The following is a 20696-nucleotide window of genomic DNA, read 5'->3' as shown; positions in this document are numbered from 1 at the left end:
CCGAAATAACAAATGCGAACGCCGAAATAACAAATGCGAACGCCGAAATAACAAATGCGAACGCCGAAATAACAAATGCGAACGCCGAAATAACAAATGCGAACGCCGAAATAACAAATGCGAACGCCGAAATAACAAATGCGAACGCTGAAATAACAAATGCGAACGCTGAAATAACAAATGCGAACGCTGATATAGCAGGGTCTAAGAGGATGTTTGAAAAGTCGCAAAGTATACTACGAACCCCGCTTCCATTCCTCTCCCCGAAACGGAGAGAGGCTTTGAAACCCCCATTCCCTTGTAGGGAAGGCTTGCTCGGGGGGTTAGGTTTGGGAGGCTTTGATGTTACCAAAAATACTTTTCAAACATCCTCTAAATCTTCGTCACAAAACATAATTGCGAATTGCTCTCTTCGTAGCGGGGCGTTCGCTTTTAGCGTCTCCAAGAGTTGCCCATTGCGAATTGCGAATTGTTTTAACTCGTCTCCTGAATTTGCAGACGTATAGTGTGTTCAGTCGCATCACTAAGTTGCAATTCCATGATTTCACCACCCAGAGGTTCCAAGCAAGTGAGGAGCGATCGCAAGTTGGGTGTACTTGCGCCAGTATCTACATATAATCGATCTGCTAAATTACCGATTCGTTTCCAAGTCATGTACAATTTAGCGATCGTTTGTTCAATTTGGGATGCTTGATTCACCAAATCAGCAGCTATGCTCAAACAGCCGACTCTTTGCGCTTCTTCTAAGGCTGTTTCAATATCAACATTTTCCTGCGTTAACGCCTGAACTTGAGCCGCCCCTTTGAGATATTTGGCCAAGTTACGCGCTTCGTTAGTTACCTGTTTCAGGGTATCCACATCAGGGTTAGCAGCAATTTCCTTCTGGATAAACTTTTGGTGCGATTCTGGCAGTTTTTCCATTTCCTTCACCAGTGGGGCGATGTAGCGTGGGGGAAGGGTGTTATCTGCGGCTTTTTCTTTAACTGCTTCGGGTAATAAATCTGAGGACATGGCTGTCCATTCATCGTTGAGTTGACGCACTTCGCGCCTAGTGATGCGATCGCCTTTTTGTGCGGCTTCACTCACCATCTGTTGCACTTCTGGGACTGCTTTGGAGGTTTCAACAAATGCCCGTTTGCTGAAGTTGTTCACAGTTCCGGGATCAAGTTTACCGTCTTCGATAAGAGTATCGGCACTATTCGCCAGTTGAATCCAGGAGTATGCTTGACTTTTGCTGATTTCTCGCTCTTTTAGCCATAGCAGAAAGCCAGTACCGCGTCCGTCACCACCGACTTTCTCTCTGTCGCGGATAGCCCGTAAAATTCGCCCCCGCCAGATTTCAGTTTGCAAATCAAAGCGATCGCATACCTGCCAAGCTACTTCTAGCTGCTGTTGAAAATCTGATTCTAGAATCTGTTCATCTTCTGGATCGGGCAGTTCAAAGCTGATATCTGCTGGCTGTAGTAAAGCAGCAGCAAGGTTGTTGATGGAGTCGGTGTCTTGCACGATTGATGACTAACTAGTGGATGCGATCGGCTTATTATGCCACAATCTATGGACTCTCACTTAAGGGGGAGTAAGGTATTTTGAGTTACAAAATTTATTAGAGCAGAAAGCCCAGCAGCAAAATTTTGAAATCTTTTTGGGATTTCAGGGTTTTACTTCCTTTAGGGTGGGGACACCAAACGAAAGCGCCTTTAGGCGCAGTCTTGCTTAGTTGTATCAAAAACATTTGAAATATGTTATGCTGATATCCTAGCGTAAAAGGTAGGAATTTGCTAGTCTACGAATTCAAGTTGAAGGGCAAGCAGCAGCAGTTTAATCTGATTGATGAAGCAATCAGAACTGCTTTGTTTGTCCGTAACTCTTGTATTCGCTACTGGCTAGATAACTCAAAGGTCGGCAAATATGACCTAAGTGCCTACTGTAAGATGTTGGCGGCTAATTTTGAGTGGGCAAGTAAGCTCAATTCAATGGCAAGACAAGCATCAGCAGATAGGGCTTGGGCTGCAATTTCTCGGTTCTACGATCATTGCAAGAAGAAGATTCCCGGTAAAAAGGGTTTCCCAAAATTCAAAAAGCGTGGACATTCTGTGGAATATAAAACCACAGGATGGAAGTTGTCAGAAGACAGAAAGTACTTGACTCTGACAGACGGTTTTGAGATTGGGAGGCTTAAATTAGTTGGCACTTGTGACTTGTATTTCTACCCAGTTAAGGATATTAAACGTGTCCGTTTGGTCAAACGTGCCGATGGGTATTATGCTCAATTTTGTATTGCCGTAGACCGTCAAATTAAGGTACATCCGACAAAAAAAATAGTTGGCTTGGATGTGGGCTTAAATCATTTCTACACTGATTCTGATGGAAACAAGGTAGAAAATCCTAGATTCTTAAGAAAGTCGGAGAAGGCATTAAAACGCTTACAAAGACGAGTATCCAAGAAGTTCAAGAAGGGAAAACTCCAATCCAACAACTACAAAAAAGCCAGAAATAAACTAGCAAGAAAACACTTGAAAGTAAGTAGGCAGCGTAAAGATTTTGCTGTGAAGTTAGCAAAATGCGTAATTCAGTCTAACGACGTGGTTGCCTACGAAAACTTGCAAGTGCGAAACATGCTAAAAAATCATAAACTAGCTAAAAGTATCAGTGATGCTTCCTGGTATTTGTTCCGATGTTGGCTAGAGTATTTTGGGAAGGTATACGGCAAGATCACTATTGCTGTAGCTCCCCAATGGACAAGTCAAAATTGCTCTAACTGTGGAAAAGTAGTGACAAAAACTCTGTCTACTAGAACTCATCAATGCTCTCATTGTGGAACAGTATTAGACCGGGATGAAAATGCCGCGCTGAATATCTTAGCGGCATGTTTAAGTACGGTGGGGCACACCGGGATCAGCGCTTGGGGAGAGAACGACCTCTGTTTGGATCTGGCAACAGGTAAAGATTAAGTCGGCTCGGCGAACCAAGAATCCCAGCCCTTCAAGGGGTGGGAGTGTCAAAACAAATATAGTAGGAAGGGGTACACCACCTTTGTAAAGTCTTTAATTAATCAGAGACAATAAAAATAAAACGATGAACCAGGTAGACTACCTCCGCATAAGCTTAATTGATCGCTGCAATTTTCGTTGTCAATACTGTATGCCAGAGGGAGTAGAACTGGATTATATTCTCAAGCAACAGATGTTGACTGATAAAGAACTACTCACTTTAATTGAAGAGGTATTTATTCCAGTAGGCTTTAAGCAGTTTCGGTTGACTGGGGGTGAACCCTTGTTGCGTCCGCGCGTGGTAGATTTAGTAAGCGCGATCGCAACTCTCCCCCAAACTCAAGACCTCTCAATGACCACCAACGGTTTTTTGCTGGCTCCGATGGCACAAAACCTCTACAATGCTGGTTTGCGACGAATTAATATTAGTCTGGACTCTCTTGATCCCGACATTTTTGATCAAATTATCGGTAATCAGGGTCGTTCTCGTTGGCAACAAGTTTGGCATGGGATTCAAGCCGCCCATCAGGTCGGATTCGACCCATTGAAGCTGAATGTGGTGGTGATTCCTGGCGTTAATGACCACGAAGTTCTCGATTTAGCTGCCCTGACAATTGACAAACAGTGGCACGTTCGATTTATTGAATTTATGCCCATTGGTAATGTGCATTTGTTTGGCGATCGCGGTTGGGTATCTTCAGCCGATTTACGAGGACGTATTCGCGATCGCTGGGGCTTGACAGAATCACAAGTTCGTGGTGCTGGCCCTGCTGATGTTTTTCAAATTCCCGGTGCGAAGGGGACACTGGGATTTATTAGTCAGATGTCGGAATGTTTTTGCGATCGTTGTAACCGGATGCGCCTGAGTGCAGATGGCTGGCTGCGTCCCTGTTTATTAAATGAAACTGGTCAAATAGATTTAAAAACGGCTTTGCGTTCTGGTGTAAGCACCGCTCAATTACAAGAGCAGGTGAGTAGTTTACTAGCAATCAAGCCAGAAATTAACTTTAAAGGGCACGATTCTGGTAATAAGGGTATATACACCCGCACGATGTCGCAAATTGGCGGATAGTCATTGGTCATATTGAATCAAAGGCTGAAAATCTCTTCCTGTATGGGGTGTCAAATTATAGATTTGCTCAACTCGACAGGGTGAGGAGCAATGCCTGCGGTGGTCACTGAGCGGCTGGTGAGCGGAGTCGAACCATGTCGTACCACTTCGGGGATCTTGCTACGCGCAGCGTCTCGTAGAGAACTGCGGGCTATTCGGCGTCGCTAGGATTGATTCAAAATTGGTGAAAAAGGTTCTTGCTAAAAATCTCCAATTTACTGCAAAACTACAAAATACTTGGCCACGATAGAGTCAGTAGCATAATTAAATTACTTGACCAAAACAAAAGCAGCAGCCACAAGACACTACTAATTATCCTGAAGTTCCCTCGCTCGACGAAATCAGTACTTTTGATGAATTGCTGCTCGTGCCAAAGTTGCCAAACTCGAAATGCAGTGTAAAGTGTACCAATAATTACCACTAAACTTGGCAACCAAACTCTACTGACTATTTGTTCAGTGACAATTTGGATAATAAGAACTAGCAAGTAGAAGCCAAAGATTTTGCGAATTTCAGGATACTTAAACCAAATAACAAACGTAATTGTAGGAACAATAAGCCCAATAGCGATCGCTAACAAGATCCAGACTCGAATAAATCTCAGTCCAGCATCGCTATAGTTAATCATTTGACTAATTGGTAATATTCCAATTGAGATTAGCCAACCCACAAGTATTACTACTAAAGTTGCCAGTACTATAAAAAGGAATGTCGTTTTCCAAGTCATTAATTGTTTGCTCCACTAACCAATTGAGCTTCAAAGTTCAACGAACGTCGGTTAGAATTGGACTTTGGACAAAAGAGGTAATAGCTTTTATTAAATCTCTACCTACTGATGGTGTTATCGATCCATTGTCCCAAGATATTATAGTGCCATTGAGTCAGCAAAGATTAAAAATAAAGAAATAATTTGAGCGATCGCTTTAAATTGAATTATTTTTAGCATTAAAGGTAAGTGTCATACTTACTTTTCGTACCAACAATCGTAGGAAGCCCATCGGAGCTTAATTACTCGACTTTTAATCATGGCTAGGCTGTGTTTTGTTGATTTGTGCAAGCGGCGCAATCTGTTTGTCATAAAACTCAGGAGATGATTGAAAATGACAATTAATCATGGAATATTATCGCAACCAGGCGAAGGTGATAGTTATTCAGTAGCAGGCGATGTAGCCACCTTTAAAGCTACAAGCGAACAAACAGATGGCAAATATGCACTGTTTGAAGTAGTACTTGCACCCCAATTAGGCCCGCCGCCACATATTCATAGTCGAGAAGATGAAGCATTCTATATTCAAGAGGGTTCGATTGAGTTTTATCTTGATGAACAAACAGTTGTAGCAACTCCCGGAACATTTTTGCATTCTCCCAAAGGCCAACTCCATAGTTTTAAAAATATTGGTTCTGTACCAGCCAAAATGCTGATTTGGGCTACTCCAGGTGGACTAGAAAAGTTTTTTGCACAAGTCGGAACTAAAGTAGAAAATTCGTCAGTTCCACCGTTACCCATAACTCAAGAAGCCATTGACCGAATATTAGCAACTGCTCCTGAATATGGAATTACAATTGTTCTTCCTGAAGCTGATAATTCTCCATGAAATTGTGGCTTTGATTCAATACCGAAAATAATTGGATATTTGGCAGGGCAAGAAGTAGAAATTCCTCAACTGATACGAGTGCATATTGCCAAGCATGGTCAATATTGCTAGAAGTATTGTTAAAAAAATTTAACTTCTCTGTACAAAATATCCAAGAGAAAGTACCAACACACGATTTATTCTGTGATTAGAATGTGAAAGTAATAGATGGTTCTACAGTGACATCTTTACACTATATAGCCGACCTCAAATGAAAAATAAGGGGTATGCTTAAACACAGACCCCCATACTAATTATTCTCAATTAAAAAGTGTGAGCAGAGGTTTCGTTTCTTCTGCTCACACTTTGGGACTTGCCCTTTGCAAATAACTAAGGACAAATGACTATTACGCTTGTCGTGAGTAGTATTCCACCACAAGTAGTTCATTAACTTGTAGTGCCACCCATTCGCGCTCAATAACGCTGTTGACTTTACCAACCAACTTATTTTTGTCAAACTCCAAATGACTGGGGAGGTTTGCCAAACCGGGATATTGCAAGTTAGCTTCCACCAACTTCCGTGATTGTGCGCGATCCCTGACGGCAATTACTTCACCAGGACGGCATTGATAGCTGGCAATATTAACCACACGACCGTTAACAGTTACGTGACCGTGATTTACCAGTTGACGAGCTGCTGGGATAGTCGGGGCTATACCCAAGCGGAAAACGGTATTATCCAAGCGCATTTCTAGCAATTGCAGCAGCACTTGTCCGGTAGAACCAGTAACACGTCTGGCTTTCCGCACATAGCGCAGCAATTGCTTTTCAGTCAAACCGTAGTTGAAGCGGAGCTTTTGCTTTTCCTCTAAACGGATAGCATACTCAGAGCGCTTCTTACGGTTCTGACCATGCTGACCAGGCGGGTAAGCCCGTCTGGCGCTTTTACGAGTCAATCCTGGTAAATCGCCCAAGCGGCGTACAATTCTGAGGCGTGGCCCTCTATATCGGGACATGAGTTTCCTTAATCTAATCCTGTTTAAACTTTAGCCAAACATATTTAGCCAAACATACTATGCTGACATACTATGTTGACATATCTCTGATTAAAAATCAGAGGATTTTTGGTTCCTTGAGGGTGCTTACCTTGGTATGACGTATCCTACCAATGTAGAGGCATCAATTACGCCAGTTGCTTTAAGTCGGTAGAGCCGACATACTGGCTTTCAAGCCTGAATTCCGGCCTGTCACGCCGTACTCCTGCCAATAAGTTTTTTGTGTTTATTTAGTTTCGTAGGCTACTCAATCATCAGATTGATTTACGCAGTATTCTTAACTCTGAAATACTTTTGACGTTGCCTACTTATCTTTCAAACAGTTATATTAACACAATTTCCGGCATAATTAATTATGTCTATAGCTTGCTACCGCCGAAATTCTTTAATTACAGAGGATTTTTAAGATATTTGAGTTAGCATAACCTTGGGTGTTTGGAGAATGGCAATGTCAATGAGCAATAAAGCGGTTAATAGAGGTAAGAACAAACAAGCCAGTTCCACCTCCAGGATTTTAACAGTACCAGTTTTGGCTATAGCTGGATGCTTGGCAACGATCTTACCAAATACAGCGATCGCTGCTTCCTACAACAATGATTATAGTGTCTGTGCAGGTCGCCTCTTGAGCGTGGGTGTAACGGCAGAAGCGGCATCACTTGGTTGTGCAGCAGCACTGCGTCCAAGGGATTTGGCTGCTTGCGTGGTTAAAATTGATAAGGAAACCCAAATTGCCGCGACAGATGCGCTTTCTTCTTGTGGGAGGGCCCGGCGTCCTGAGGAGTTAGCTACCTGTGTAGTTGGGGTCAGCTTAAGTACCAAGGAAGAAGCTAATCCGGCAGTTCTAGATTACTGTGGACGTAGTTTGTTACCCGTGCGCTTTGGGCAGTGTGTGGTTGGCTTGCGTAGTCAAATCGACTTTCCCGCTACACAGGCGTTAGATACTTGTATTAGTGCTGATGATAGTGTTATCGGTGCTTCATCTTCGTCTACACCGCCAACTATAATACCTGCCGGTTCAAGTCCAAGTTTAGAGACTACCCCATTTCCAACGCAACCGAGTGTTCCAACGCAACCGATTGTTCCAACACAACCGGTTATTCCAACTCAACCGATTGTTCCAACGCAACCCGGCACGACGAATTAATTACAGTCCTTTGTAATTGGCTGAGAATACAGGTTAATTAGTAGGGTGAGCATTACAATGCCCACCCTGCTATGACTGGAGCAAAAATATTTATATAAAATCCGCTATAATTGCCCTCTGCTTGCAAATTATGCAAACTAAATATTTACAATACAAAAGTCACAAGCAATTTTGTGACTTTTGTACTACTAGTACAGCATTACAGTGTAAATATTATTAAGCAAGGGACAAAATCAGTGAAAAGCTTACTTTATAAGCTTTTTGAATTTTGCGTAGCCCTACTAGTAGAGCACGGCGGAAATAAACCACCTATTTGAAATGTCTAGAACCCTTACGCAATCATAATTACGAATTACGAATTACGAATTACGAATTACGCCTTGCGGTACTAGTCTTCTCTTTCGCCAAAAACCGTTTGTAAAACCACTGCAATACCCCCGTCTTGGTGATATTTATCTGCCCAGGCACGGATAACTTCATCCAATTCTTCCATAGCCTGCTCCATTTTTTCTGGGAGGATATCAAGTTCTTCTAGCAAGCGCATGGCATTTCGTCGCCGTTCTGCCCAATTTTTCATCATGCGGAAATACCGAGCGGTATCTTCTACCATGATGTAAGTGCGTTCTTGATCGTCTGCGGGGGCATAAAAAGGACGGGTAAGAGCGTAGAAGGGCATTCCCCAAGGAGAATCAATGCGTGTTACCGTTCCTGAGTAGAGTAGACGGCGCTTGATATGCTCACCCAAGGCTTCACTCAAAGGCATTTGGTGTTCGGGTGGCAAGTCTTCTTGCGATCGCCTGTGCAAAAACTCAATCAAATCCAGAAACTCAAAAGAGCTAACTAACTGGGCGTCAGGTAGATTACTTGGCAGTTTTTGCTCAATTTGTCTTTTTTCTTCACTTGTCAGACTAGTACCAGGAACGCGCGATCGCCCCGGTTGCCAAGGATACTTTTCTAGCCAGACATAAGGCAATTGAATTAAATATCGGGGTTCCTGAGAACCCAGCATCTTTAATAGTTTGCCTTCTGTTAGAGCCTGTCTGACTTCTTCTACAATAATTTTTACCCGTTTCGGCTCCAGGTGGTGCAAATGCCCTGTCATCCGCAGGTTTTGCCCCTGCTCCAGATAGGTCATGTAAATTGCACACTTTGCTGCTGTTGCGGCTGCGTCTAAAAATGCCCCATGCCTGTGCCCACTCGTCCGCATGGCACTAAAAGCCAGATAAAGCATGATCTGATCCATCGCACTGGGGTCAAGACGTTTGATCAGATCTATGTCGTTACTCATATTACAGACAATTGAATAGCACGTTTACACAATTTTTAATGGATTGAAAATAGGTAGTATACACCTGGCTGAAGGCAATGTTTTCACTTCAGACTATATTAGTATGCGATAACTATGAAATCCGTGGTAGCCCAAACTACCATTTTCGTATATTTTCTGGTATCAAAGCAGATTTAGTTGTGGTTACGATAACTGTCTGGAGCATCTGACCAGAAAATTACAGACATCACCAAGTCCAGCTTGACGACGGTTTCCGTCCCAAATGTCAACTGTGTTGCAAGTAATCTATAAAGCCTTTAAGTTCTCTGAGATTTTTTTATCTTTCAAGAGCAACAACGTCAAGCTGTTTACACCTTAATTATGGCACTATGCCGACTCGGAGTAAAAACTAGTTTGCGTGGTTCATCTGGGATATCTGTTACTCGAAAAAGATGGCTTTTATTCAGCTTTAGCGAATTATTTTTAGCACACAAATGACTAGAAATAATTGGGAGTGGTCTAAAAAGAAATCGCTTACCAGGTGTAGAAACATTCAGAGGTTGAGCCACATGGCTCGTTGCGAACTATCATTTGGTTCACAACCTCCAGTGATGTCTCGCCAGTATAAGCCGTTGGCTTGACGGAAGATAGTAGACATTAAGTAGAGCAATTAATTCCAATTTCAAAAATACCTGTTGTTTTTTCAAATCTCGTTCCTTATCATATCATTTTTTTTTGATTTTGTAATAAATTTATGTATTTTTAAAGTTTATAAATGCGTATTTAAACAATTTATATTCTTGTTAAATCAAGGTTTGATGATATTTGGATTTTTCCTCCTAAATCAAAACCATAATTATCTTTTTGTGTTGATAATCTTACACAGAAAGCTGCAATTCAGTCTGAATTAATCGCATAGCTATCAGGTTTTTTGATCATACTAATAGCGAAATAATTAGTTATTAGCCAAATATATAATGAAATATATTTGATTTTCTAAGTTATTTAGATATTTTTTTCATGAAAGAATTTTAAATTTTCATGATTTAACTAATTCATTGGCTACTTTCAAGTATATTTTTACCTCGCTGTTTTATATATTTGACGGATGTTGAATTGCGTAGATAAAAAGAAGAGAATCCGCAGCAAGCTACGATATAAGCTTCTTTCTCTAGGCGTCTGGGCGATCGCAGACTAAATTGACTAGTGCAGATTGACATAAATAAATATACCATCTCCCCAAACACAATAACTAAGTGGGCGTGAATAATTAAAGGCTTGTAGTAAAGCCTCTAGCCTTATTTTAAAGGCTGAAGGTCTTACTACAAGACAACTTAATTAATTTTACATTGCGTAACATAGTTTAATTTATTCTTGCCCACTTACTGAGTCTACCACGCTTAAAAAGCGTGTTACTCTAAACACTTGTGCTACTTCTTCATCTCCTAGTTGCAAAACGTGTTGCAATGGTTTTAACTCCTTGCCAATCTCTTCTGTGAGCAGCTACTCGTGCTAAATTGCTTGAGTCAGTACTACTCGTACTGCTTATATATACGTGTTTTACCTACCTGTATCAGGCTAAATCCCTAAAAAAATATTACAAGTCAAGTTATTCTGATTACTGCTCATACCAATTCTGTATGAAGATGCGCTAAACCATATATAAATACAAAAAAGAAAAAAGAATAAAGAAAAACGAACCGCAAAGGACGCAAAGGACACAAAGAAAGAAAGAAAGAAAGAAAGAAAGAAAGAAAGAAAGAAAGAAGTTAGAAGGGTTTGCCGCAGCCTCACAAAGAAATGGTATCACTCATCTATTAAGCGTTATCTCTACCTATACAGCAGTCTTAAATTATTCGTAAAAGCTGAGATCCCCAGCAACTTTTACGAAGCCGGGGATCTTGTTTGTCACAGATGATTTAGAGAAGTTACAACTAGGCGTATTTGCTTCAGGATTGGTGCCCAGAGTGATGGGAGCTACTTTACCTCCCACCACACCTAAACTGATTGAACTCGTCATTTAATTCCTGGGACTAGAGGGTTTAACCTGATTTCGGATTGTTTCAAAGCTGAAAGCAGCCGCGCCAAAGGTTACTAACAACACTCCCAGAATTTGCACAATATCCAAATTTTCTTGAATGATTAACCCAGCGAAAATCACGGTTAAAACTGGGATGGTACCACCGATCAGCGCTGATCGTGAGGCACCTAGTTTACTAATACCAACATTATTCAGCAAATAGCCGGCAAGAGTCAACACACCCAAAATAAATGCACTTAAAACCAGTTCCAGCATCTTAGAGGGGTCAACTACCAAGTTCCAATCGCTTGGTAAAGGTAGCATCAAGCAGATAAAGCTCAACAGCAACATGGTGGCGAAGTTAATCAAAGTAAAAGTCACGGGATGCAGTTTGCTAGCACAAACCCGCGTCAGAATTATATAGGCTGCAAAAGCCACCCCCGAAAGAATGGCGGCGCTGCTTCCCATTGAAGTATTACCCATACCTGGGTTGGGAGAACCCCCTAAAACCAACAATTCACCGCAGCAAATCGCAGCGATCGCACTGATGCGAAATGTGGTAGGGCGATCCCGAAATAGAAACCACGACAATAAACCACTAACCATCGGATAGATAAAGAACAGTGCGATCGCCATTCCAGTTGTGACTTGAGCGATCGCAATGTATATGAGAACCTGAGACAAAAACAAAAAGCAGCCACTGACAACTGACAACAGCAAAATCTGCTTGGTAGCTGCATTAGCCGGTGTGGGATTTCCTCTAACTGAGTTAGCCAAGTTTTCTAAGTCTTGCCACAAGGTTGGGTGTAGTATCGGAGATAACAATACCAACAGTGGTACTACTACCATAAACCGTAGAGTCAAAATTAAGAAAGTATTGCCCAAAGTCGGCGGCAGCAAGCGCTCTACCTCTAATACTCCAAAAATCTGGGAACCTTCGTGGAAAATTATCTTGATAGCTACGTTGTAAAGCGACGATACCACTGCCGATAAGACAATCAACAATAAACCGATTTGCAGCGACGATAAACCAGAGGAATTGCGCGATCGCGATTGTGGGGGTTTTGCTCCTGGCTGCGGCTCTAGCGCAGTAGAAGGCGGGGATTTAGCTTTGCTCTGCGATACGTTCCTGCGGAGGAGAGAAATTGATTCAGCAGCGTTTCTCCTTCGTGAAGGTTGTATTGCTTCCGGCTGTGGCACAGATACAGTCGGAGGCTCTGATGTCGTTTCGTTTTCCGGTAAGTCCTTATTGAGGACAGAAATTGGTTCAGCAGCGCTTTCCTTTAGTGGCGGAACTACAACAGCATTCGGCTCTGATTTAGTTTCCGTTTGGGACAAGTCTTTGCTAGGGACAGAAATTGGGTTGGCGGCGTTTTCTCTAACAACAGTCGGCTCTGATTTAATTTCCGTTTGGGACAAGTCTTTGCTAGGGACAGAAATTGGGTTAGCGGCGTTTTCTCTAACAACAGTCGGCTCTGATTTAATTTCCGTTTGGGACAAGTCTTTGTTGGGGACAGAAATTGGGTTAGCGGCGTTTTCTCTAACAACAGTCGGCTCTGATTTAGTTTCCGTTTGGGACGAGTCTTTACTGGCGATAGAAATTATGTTAGCGACGTTTTCTCTAAGAACCGGCGGCTGTGATGTTGTTTCCCTTTGGGATAAGTCTTTATTGGGGACAGAAACTGGGTTTGCGGCGTTTTCTCTAAGAATCGGCGGCTCTGATGTCGTTTCCCTTGGTGAAAATTTATTGGGGATCGCGGAAATTGGCTCAGAGGAATTTCTTACTACTTCGCCAACCTGTGGCGGGGATGTCTCAAAAGAACTGTTTTTCTCTGGCTCGGTAAATTGCAAAACAGTAGGTGTACCTGCTGTTGCTGGTTTGCGTGAAGCTTCTTCTATAGTTTTTTCTAGTTCTCCATGCAGGCGATTAACAAACTCCGCCAAAATCGTTTCCCCTTGCTGCTGCTGGCTGTACATCCGGGACAACTGTTGGGAAAGATTACTTTGATAGTTCTTCAGCTCCTGTTGCAGCGAGTTAAAGGTAATAGTAACGGTGTCATCCAAGCTGTCAAACATGTGTTCGACTTTTTCATTGATTTCACCTACTACATTGCTGCTTACTTCAGCCGACTTAAGCGCAGCTTGATCGTAAGACTTGCCCTCTATGGTTTGGTTAGCTAAAGTTGCCAGAGAGGATTGCAGTTGTGAAGATATATGCTTTGCCAGAACTTCTGCCAGTTGCCGAATTAACACTTGCTGCTCAGTAATTTGGCGCACTTGTTGTAAATGCTCTTTTTCCTCTAGCAAGCTTTGAATGTCATCAGATAACCGGTTTTTTTCTGACTGAAGCCGCTTTACGTCTTCCTGCAATCCTCTGAGGACATTCTGCTGAAGATTTTCTAAGTCTTCAACTACAGCCCAAAGAGCATTTTCTGCTGCTCTGGATAGCTCGCCTCTGACTCTCGGGTTTTCTGGTTGCTTCTCGAATCGCCCCATTAGCTTCTAACCTCTAACACCTTGACGATAAAGCTGCTTCCGGTACACTTTATTGTCGCTCATACTAATTTCATGTATTTTGTCAGATAAATTGAAAATTTTAACAGCACTTGGGCATTTCAACGTAATTCTGTCATACTAGACACAGGTTGGCAAAGCATCAAATTTACTCTACTGCTGACTACACGGTGTTCTCTTCAGCATTGACAAGTATTTGGCCAGTTTAATTTACATTAACTATTTGGCAATGAGATTTTTATTTTTCATAAAATCTCACTCCAAATAAATATTTATTGTTTTGCTTCCAATAGTAATTGTCTAAAGACTTGCAGATGCGTGGGCGTAGGCGCAAAGCGACTTATCCCCAGACATGGCCACAAAATTGTCTGACTTGCGAAACTAGCTGTAAATTCCTGCCAAATGTAACTTGTGTGACAGTTTATATCTCTAAATGGAGATTAAAGTATCTTTCTGTGAAAATTCTTCAAAGTTACGCTATCCCCTGCACAACATTCTAATGAATGAGCAGCAGTTCTGCAAAAATACGCTTTTTTGGCGTTGTTGCAGTCTAGTACAGCAGGCGCGGAAGTAAACATACCATTTCAAATGGCGTAAGAAGCTCGGAATACAATTATGCGTGACTTTTGACTTCCGCGTATAGCGGTTCCCACTCAGATGCGGTACAAAATTATATCGCAAGGTGTAGGGGCACGGCATGCCGTGCCCCTACGGGTGTACTAGGTTCTACTTTGAGTAGATACAGTAGAGAAAAAAGTTAGGAAAATATTAATAATTCTTAGAGAAATAAAATCCGGGCGATGCTAAAGATGGCAGCGCTAAGGACAGCACTCACGGGGATTGTAATTAGCCATGCGGCGGCAATACCTTGTAGTGTTTTGAACTTAATCGACTTGATATTTTGCACTAGTCCAATACCAACTACACCGCCAACGAGAGCGTGGGAGGTGGAGACTGGTAAACCTAGCCGGGAGGCGATGAGGATGGTAGTAGCAGTAGCAAGTTCAGCACAAAATCCACTACTAGGTTGCAAGGCAATAATATTTTCGCCAATAGTGGCAATGACTTTTTTACCCCAGACAGCTAAACCACCAACAATACCAGCACCACCAAGGATTAAAATCCAAATGGGGATCGTGATACCATCTGTAGGTACGCTACCAGTGCGATTGATATAGACGATCGCAGCTAAAGGAGCGATCGCATTTCCCACATCATTAGAACCATGAGCAAAGGCGACAAAGCAAGCACTTAGTAGTTGGAAGCGTCCGAATAATCTTTCTACAGGATTGGGCATGGGGCATGGGGCATGGGGCATGGGGCATTGGGTAGACTCTTCTGTTTGCCCTGTTGTCTTCTTGTCTGCCAATTGTCGCCAACTAATGATTGTCAGTCCAATTGCTGCTACTGCACCGATTAATAGTGGAATGTCGTAAGCGGGAATGTTGAAACCAAGCTCAATTACAAAATTGGTTAGCGGTTGAGTTAGCGATGGTAATACAATTACGCCGAATACACCTAGCAGTAGAGTACTCAACCAGGGAATCCATTCTTGTAACTGCACTACTTGATTGGGTTGATCTAAAATCCAGTACTTGATTTGACTGTAGAATAAAGCGGCGATCGCACCACTAATTAATGGCGTTAAAACCCAGCCAATGGTGATGAAGCCAATTGATGACCAATCAATTGCACCTACTCCTAAAGCTACCCAACTAAATCCAGCGATCGCACCAACAACCGCATGAGAAGATGAGACTGGTAAACCGCGTGATGTGGCAATTTGCAACCACACACCACAGGAAATTAGCACAGTTACCATCCCAGTAACGAATATTTGGGGTGTAGCTACGAACAAGGCGGGATTGGCAATTTTCGTTGCGAGAGTTTCCGTTACCTCATGTCCAAACAATACAGCACCCGTAAATTCTAATATCCCAGCAATTATTATCGCTTGTTTGAGGGTAACAGCTTTGGAGCCTACAGAGGTTCCCATCGCGTTAGCGACATCATTTGCTCCGAGATTCCAGGCGACGTAGAAAGCTAGTAGGGCGACTGCAACTAGGGTAATAAGCATTTTTTTGAGGCTAGCAGGGAAATGGGGGAGCAGGGGGAGATCAAAATTCAAAATTCAAAATTGAAGAGATCCCCCTCATCTCCCTTTTACGGATAAATTAAGATTTTATAAGTATCCGGTGTGGGTGCGATCGCAACTTCCACAGCTGCTGATAAATCTTTTAATGGATAGCGATCGCTAATCAAGGCTTGCACGTCAATTCGCTGATTAAATACAATATCGGCTGATAAATTCTGAAGCCGATAAGATGAGCTATAACTTCCTATCAAGTCGATTTCTCGACGGTAGAGGATATTGGGATTAATTGGAATTTCCACCTCATCGGGGAATTCAGCAAAAAACAATATTTTGCCACCTTTGCGGGTGCTATCAAGTGCTTGAAAGAAAGCTTTCTCACTCGGAACAGCCAGCAGGGTAATATCAACACCCAGTCCACCAGTTAGCGCATGGATTTTGACGGGTAAATCGGGATCACGAGCATCAAAAGCCGCCTCTGCACCGACACTCAAGGCTTTTTCAATTCTAGAGGGTAGTAAATCGGTAGCGATCGCTTTTGCTCCGAAATACTTTACCAACATGATAAACATTAACCCAATTGGCCCAGCACCAGTAACTAACACAGTTTGTCCTGGAGCAATTTGAGCTTTTTTTACAGCTTTCAAGCAGCAGTTAGTTGGTTCTACAAAACTCGCTTCTTCAAAACTGATATTATCAGGGATGGGAATCAGCCCGCCATTTTCCACAATATGTCCGGGAACCTTGACATAATCGGCAAAACCGCCGCCACTAGCGTTAAAGCCTGCGGTTGTGGAGATGTTTTTGTAGACATCGCACATAGAGAAATTATCATTTAGGCAGTAGGCGCAACGCATACAGGGGATGTGGTGCATCACCGCTACCCGTTGTCCAACTTGCCAACCTTTGACATTATTGCCTAATGCTGCGATCGTGCCGGCAGTTTCATGTCCAAAAATGCGCGGCGGTTCATACAGTGGATAACGAATTTTTTTAATATCTGACTGACACAACCCCACAACCCGCACCTGTACCAGCACTTCATCTGGTTCCAGAGTTGGAACTGGGATATCTTCGTAAGACAGTTGATTGACGCCTCTAAATACCTGTGCTTTCACGTTGGTTTTTCCCGCTCAACGATACTAGATGTAACATTAGTGGTGAGCGTTAAGCTATCAGGTTTGAGATTTCCGTGTCTTAGCCTGTTCTAATTCTGTTTCTAAGCTTTGTTCAAATCTTTGGAATGCTTTGATATCCGCCGATGAGAGGTTTTCTTGAATTTTGCCATTCTGAAGCCGCAAAATCTCCTCTCGGTTGTCTTTGGCAGTAATTGTTAAAACTCCCCGATTCTGCCAGAGTCGATAGCGCTCTCCCTCAAAATATAAGCCCCCTTCTAGTGCCACCTTGCCTAATTTATCCAAGGCTTTTTTAGCAGTTTGGAAAACACTCTGGCTATATTCATGCCATAAAACCTTACTGGCGAATATTGGTACTTCTTTGTTGAGCAGATCAAGTAGCTCGACAAAAGTCAGCGGTGGCTTTTTTAAATCTTGAGACCATCGCTGCATTACTTGAAGTATGGAATCTGGGTCATTAACAATGCAATTTACACTGTTAATCTTATTCACCATCTTAATCATACACACTACATAAACGAAATATCCGAAAAATAAAATAAATTATCTTGTCTGATCCCAAGCTATGTGGAGAAAATATGTCAAAACTCCAGTGAGGTTAAGCGATGATTAATCAGACATAGACAGCTGATGTCTTAGTTGTCGGTGGAGGAACCGGAGGAACTGCGGCGGCTATCCAAGCGGCGCGACGGGGAGCCAAAACTATTCTGGTGAGATAGTGTTAGGGCTTTCGTTACACTGTATTATTTTTGAATATTTTCTCAAGATTTTTTCCGAGACGGTAGCAATGACTATTCGCCATGCCACTGAAACTGACTTGCCTGCAATTGTGGCAATTTATAATGCTGCAATTCCTAGCTGCATGGCAACTGCTGATTTAGAGCCAGTATCCGTGGAAAGTCGCCTTCCTTGGTTTAAGGCGCGATCGCCTTCACAACGCCCACTTTGGGTAATCGAAGTAGACGGAGTAATTGCTGGATGGCTGAGTTTCCAATCCTTTTATGGGCGGCCCGCCTATAGTAAGACTGCCGAAATTAGTATTTACATAGCCCCTGGCTTCCATCGATGTGGTTTGGGACGACAACTATTAGCAAAAGCAATTAGCGAAAGTCCTAGTTTAGGTTTAAAGACCCTAGTATGCTTCATTTTTGCCCACAATCAACCCAGTTTAAAACTTTTTGAAACATTTGGTTTTCAACACTGGGGACATTTACCTAAAGTTGCCGAAATTGACAGCGTTGAACGGGACTTAGTAATCATGGGACTCAGAATTACTAAACCTGTTATTTAATTGAATGGCAATAATATTAAAAAAGAATTCAGGAGTCAGAATTCAGGAGCGGAGCAAGGAAAGCTCCGCCTCCGGTCAGAATGCAATTAGTTGGGGATTTAGACCCGCAACTACGAAAGTTGACCACCAAAAATTCTAGTTTTGTGGGGGACAAAAACGCCGTTTATTCATCTGCTTTTTCGGTCATATCATGTCCGCTTGATTGCTTATTAAATCCGAAGAACCCCACCCCGCCAAAGCTACGCTTTGTCTCCCCTCCCCGCTTGCGGGGAGGGGTGTAATGACTGTGGTTAGCATAACTATTTATGCGGACATGATATCATAATTCATACTGAATTCTGACGACTGACGCATGTATTCTGTTCTGTTAACAACGCTGCAACTGCGTTAACAACACAACAATTTCATCAATTGCCTGCCGTACAACTGTTGCAGGTTGTTCCGATTGATTCACGATAATACTAAAAACCAACGGCTCATATTTAGGCGCATTCATATATCCAGATAGAGAAATTGCACCCGTTAATGTACCTGTTTTTGCTTGGACAATGCCCTCAGCAGGTGTATCTTGAAAGCGTCCCTTCAAAGTTCCACTTTTACCCGCCACGGGTAAAGATGCGCGATATATATATGCTGTTGGTGTTCTTGCTATTCCTCGCAAAGTTTGTACCAAAGCTTCTGGTGTCACTAAGTTACGACGTGATAAACCTGAACCATCCACTAAAATATAATTTGCTGGATCAACTCCCAATTGAGTTAAACTTGCTTTGACAACTTCCAAACCTACATCAGCGCTAGTCTGATTCACTCTGGGTTTTTTCACAGCTAATGCTCTCAACAGTGCTTCAGCATAAAGATTATTACTATTTAGATTTGTCTCTGCTAATAATTCAGATAAAGTTGGCGACTCTACAAATGCTATTTCCTCTTGATTAACACCACTATTTGCTACTAATATTTGTCCCAAGGTAATTTTTTCTGTTGCCAAAGCAGTACGGAAGCGCCGTAAGAAGTAATAATTAGGGTCAATTACAGGCAAATCTATTAAAGACGGTTCAGAATTTGTTGTCAGTTGTCCTTGAATTCGTAATACTGTTCCTGATAATTCGCGGGTAACGTTAACGTAGCTTGGTTGATTTTGAGCAACGGTTACTGACTGATTAATTGTTCGCCACTGTCTAGCCTCGCCAGCATCAGTCCACACCACTTGTAAAGATTTACCTACAGCTTGCGGTACAAGTTTTAAGCTAAAAATATTTTGATTTAAAATAAAGCTGCTGACTGGTGCGCCATAGTCTGATTGCACATCTTCCCATTGCCAGGTGGGGTTAACAATATCACCTTGAATATAACTATCATCAGCTATCAATCGCTGAATTTGAGTAATACCTTTCTGTTTTAGCTGCTGTGCTAATGTTTGCAATTGAGTATCACTTAAGCTGGGATCTCCCCTACCGACAACACGTAAAACACCATTGCCATTCTGATAAATAGAGGTGCGAATCCGAAAATTAGCACCCAACTGCTGCAATGCAGCTGCTGTTGTTAGCAATTTGAGGTTAGACGCGGGAGTAAAATATTTCTGAGCATCCCGACTGTAAAGAGTTGGCCCCGTTGACAGGGGTTGCACTAAAATTCCCCAGCGCACCCGACTAAATAAGGGACGATTGATTACAGCATCTATAGCTGTTCCCAGTTGGGTAGAGCAAATTGATTTTGTGGTAGTTGTTGGTGCAACTGGGGTTTGTGCTTTAGCTGCTGACTGGGTAACACCAATTTGAGTACCCAGAAACAGCAGCATCAAGCCAAGGGAAATTTTTCTAGTCATCACATAGTTATTAAAACTACTTGATGATAATACCTTTGTCTGGCATTTTTTTAACGTCAATTCCACGGGAGGCAATTAACTAGTTCCGTGGGTTTAAGTCCCCCGGTTCAAAAATCACGCAAGTTTTGTGTTGGGGTTAAATCCCCATTACAAAACAAAATTTACGAATTACGAATTACGAATTACGAATTATTTAACACTCTTCTTCCTCTTCCTCTTCTTCCTCTTCCCCGAACACTCCATCTATAAGTTTTTGTGCGCGTTCGTCTGAAATGTTTAAGGCTTCCTGAAGCTCAGAGATATAATCTTGTTCAGCTTCGGGTACTTCCTCATCAATCCCTACTACTAAGATAGCGGTGATGTATGCAGCTTCACGATAGCCTTTATTGGGTAAGGATTCGATGGACTGGGCGATTAAATCTTCTGGTTCTTCTTCTTCAATCAAGCTGACGACTTTTTCGGTTAATTCTTCAAAGTCTTCTTCAGAGTAATCTTCAAATAAGCTAACCTGACTGAGAAATTCACTCAAAGCATATTCTTCTGTTGAAGAAATACCTTCACCGTCAGCCGCAGCAGAAAATAGTCCCAGAATGGCGATCGCAACTTCTGGTTCTAGAGCAACTGAACTAACACTACGGCCTTTGGGCAATTTGCGTTTAGACATAATTATCCTC

16 protein-coding genes and 1 pseudogene are annotated in these 20696 nt (G+C 42.3%); 6 read left to right on the top strand and 11 right to left on the bottom strand.

The features are described from left to right. Positions 1-474: 474 nt before the first annotated feature. On the bottom strand, positions 475-1506 hold the full coding sequence (locus tag LC586_RS12460) for a hypothetical protein (protein ID WP_229484892.1): 1032 nt from the start codon (positions 1504-1506) through the stop codon (positions 475-477). Between the two features lie 269 nt (positions 1507-1775). Here LC586_RS12460 and LC586_RS12455 point away from each other — a divergent pair, with 269 nt between their 5' ends. Both LC586_RS12455 and moaA read left to right on the top strand, forming a co-directional pair. After that, positions 1776-2951, top strand: a complete 1176-nt coding sequence (locus LC586_RS12455) for an RNA-guided endonuclease InsQ/TnpB family protein (protein ID WP_229484890.1) — start codon at positions 1776-1778, stop codon at positions 2949-2951. A gap of 124 nt (positions 2952-3075) precedes the next feature. Further along, positions 3076-4062, top strand: a complete 987-nt coding sequence (moaA, locus tag LC586_RS12450) for a GTP 3',8-cyclase MoaA (RefSeq protein ID WP_229484888.1) — start codon at positions 3076-3078, stop codon at positions 4060-4062. 265 nt (positions 4063-4327) lie between these two features. Here the strand turns inward: moaA and LC586_RS12445 are convergent, their stop codons facing one another. Then, the gene (locus tag LC586_RS12445; RefSeq protein WP_229484887.1) at positions 4328-4828 is read right to left on the bottom strand and encodes a hypothetical protein; all 501 of its coding nucleotides are present in this window, start codon (positions 4826-4828) and stop codon (positions 4328-4330) included. 373 nt (positions 4829-5201) lie between these two features. Here LC586_RS12445 and LC586_RS12440 point away from each other — a divergent pair, with 373 nt between their 5' ends. Then, entirely contained in the window at positions 5202-5696 is a 495-nt protein-coding gene (locus tag LC586_RS12440; protein ID WP_229484882.1) for a quercetin 2,3-dioxygenase, read from the top strand. A gap of 386 nt (positions 5697-6082) precedes the next feature. On the opposite strand, the gene rpsD is transcribed toward LC586_RS12440, so the two are convergent. Beyond that, positions 6083-6691 carry a 30S ribosomal protein S4 gene (gene rpsD / locus LC586_RS12435; RefSeq protein WP_012408407.1) on the bottom strand — a complete coding sequence of 203 codons (609 nt, stop codon included), beginning with the start codon at positions 6689-6691 and terminating at the stop codon, positions 6083-6085. Positions 6692-7184: 493 nt separating this feature from the next. Between rpsD and LC586_RS12430 the strand changes: the two genes are divergently transcribed. Continuing rightward, positions 7185-7874 carry a hypothetical protein gene (locus LC586_RS12430; protein ID WP_229484881.1) on the top strand — a complete coding sequence of 230 codons (690 nt, stop codon included), beginning with the start codon at positions 7185-7187 and terminating at the stop codon, positions 7872-7874. A 388-nt stretch (positions 7875-8262) separates the two neighbouring features. Here the strand turns inward: LC586_RS12430 and hetR are convergent, their stop codons facing one another. The 6 genes from hetR to LC586_RS12400 all read right to left on the bottom strand — a co-directional run bounded on the left by hetR (position 8263) and on the right by LC586_RS12400 (position 17398). Beyond that, the gene (gene hetR / locus LC586_RS12425; protein WP_229484880.1) at positions 8263-9162 is read right to left on the bottom strand and encodes a heterocyst differentiation master regulator HetR; all 900 of its coding nucleotides are present in this window, start codon (positions 9160-9162) and stop codon (positions 8263-8265) included. A gap of 1831 nt (positions 9163-10993) precedes the next feature. Then, positions 10994-11161, bottom strand: coding sequence for a hypothetical protein (locus LC586_RS12420; RefSeq protein ID WP_229484878.1), 168 nt, complete (start codon positions 11159-11161; stop codon positions 10994-10996). Beyond that, positions 11162-13657, bottom strand: a complete 2496-nt coding sequence (locus LC586_RS12415; protein ID WP_229484877.1) for an EamA family transporter — start codon at positions 13655-13657, stop codon at positions 11162-11164. Between the two features lie 796 nt (positions 13658-14453). After that, a complete protein-coding gene (locus LC586_RS12410) occupies positions 14454-15752 on the bottom strand; it encodes an inorganic phosphate transporter (protein ID WP_229484876.1) in 1299 nt (432 codons plus the stop codon). 86 nt (positions 15753-15838) lie between these two features. Further along, on the bottom strand, positions 15839-16885 hold the full coding sequence (locus LC586_RS12405) for a zinc-dependent dehydrogenase (protein WP_229484875.1): 1047 nt from the start codon (positions 16883-16885) through the stop codon (positions 15839-15841). Between the two features lie 57 nt (positions 16886-16942). Continuing rightward, the gene (locus LC586_RS12400) at positions 16943-17398 is read right to left on the bottom strand and encodes a VapC50 family PIN domain-containing toxin (protein WP_498072178.1); all 456 of its coding nucleotides are present in this window, start codon (positions 17396-17398) and stop codon (positions 16943-16945) included. A gap of 110 nt (positions 17399-17508) precedes the next feature. Here LC586_RS12400 and LC586_RS12395 point away from each other — a divergent pair. Together LC586_RS12395 and LC586_RS12390 are read left to right on the top strand one after the other, a co-directional pair. Further along, positions 17509-17616 (top strand): annotated as a pseudogene (locus LC586_RS12395) (FAD-dependent oxidoreductase); the annotation flags it as partial. Between the two features lie 74 nt (positions 17617-17690). Next, positions 17691-18194, top strand: a complete 504-nt coding sequence (locus LC586_RS12390; protein ID WP_229484873.1) for a GNAT family N-acetyltransferase — start codon at positions 17691-17693, stop codon at positions 18192-18194. A gap of 367 nt (positions 18195-18561) precedes the next feature. Here the strand turns inward: LC586_RS12390 and dacB are convergent, their stop codons facing one another. Beyond that, complete coding sequence (dacB, locus tag LC586_RS12385; protein ID WP_229484871.1) at positions 18562-20022, bottom strand: D-alanyl-D-alanine carboxypeptidase/D-alanyl-D-alanine endopeptidase; 1461 nt, start codon at positions 20020-20022, stop codon at positions 18562-18564. 193 nt (positions 20023-20215) lie between these two features. Beyond that, entirely contained in the window at positions 20216-20686 is a 471-nt protein-coding gene (locus LC586_RS12380) for a tellurite resistance TerB family protein (RefSeq protein ID WP_229484864.1), read from the bottom strand. Positions 20687-20696 lie beyond the last annotated feature (10 nt).

It is taken from the genome of Nostoc favosum CHAB5714 (genome assembly GCF_020829495.1).
Classification (GTDB): Bacteria; Cyanobacteriota; Cyanobacteriia; order Cyanobacteriales; family Nostocaceae; genus Nostoc; species Nostoc favosum.
Note: the sequence above shows the minus strand (reverse complement) of the source record. Positions and strands in the feature narration are given on the sequence as shown.

Bases quoted from the DNA above. Each gene is read 5' to 3' on its own strand.
- moaA (WP_229484888.1), top strand. From the start codon at position 3,076: ATGAACCAGGTAGACTACCTCCGCATAAGCTTAATTGATCGCTGCAAT.
- LC586_RS12445 (WP_229484887.1), bottom strand. From the start codon at position 4,828: ATGACTTGGAAAACGACATTCCTTTTTATAGTACTGGCAACTTTAGTA.
- LC586_RS12440 (WP_229484882.1), top strand. From the start codon at position 5,202: ATGACAATTAATCATGGAATATTATCGCAACCAGGCGAAGGTGATAGT.
- rpsD (WP_012408407.1), bottom strand. From the start codon at position 6,691: ATGTCCCGATATAGAGGGCCACGCCTCAGAATTGTACGCCGCTTGGGC.
- LC586_RS12430 (WP_229484881.1), top strand. From the start codon at position 7,185: ATGAGCAATAAAGCGGTTAATAGAGGTAAGAACAAACAAGCCAGTTCC.
- hetR (WP_229484880.1), bottom strand. From the start codon at position 9,162: ATGAGTAACGACATAGATCTGATCAAACGTCTTGACCCCAGTGCGATG.
- LC586_RS12420 (WP_229484878.1), bottom strand. From the start codon at position 11,161: ATGACGAGTTCAATCAGTTTAGGTGTGGTGGGAGGTAAAGTAGCTCCC.
- LC586_RS12415 (WP_229484877.1), bottom strand. From the start codon at position 13,657: ATGGGGCGATTCGAGAAGCAACCAGAAAACCCGAGAGTCAGAGGCGAG.
- LC586_RS12410 (WP_229484876.1), bottom strand. From the start codon at position 15,752: ATGCTTATTACCCTAGTTGCAGTCGCCCTACTAGCTTTCTACGTCGCC.
- LC586_RS12400 (WP_498072178.1), bottom strand. From the start codon at position 17,398: ATGGTGAATAAGATTAACAGTGTAAATTGCATTGTTAATGACCCAGAT.
- LC586_RS12390 (WP_229484873.1), top strand. From the start codon at position 17,691: ATGACTATTCGCCATGCCACTGAAACTGACTTGCCTGCAATTGTGGCA.
- dacB (WP_229484871.1), bottom strand. From the start codon at position 20,022: ATGACTAGAAAAATTTCCCTTGGCTTGATGCTGCTGTTTCTGGGTACT.
- LC586_RS12380 (WP_229484864.1), bottom strand. From the start codon at position 20,686: ATGTCTAAACGCAAATTGCCCAAAGGCCGTAGTGTTAGTTCAGTTGCT.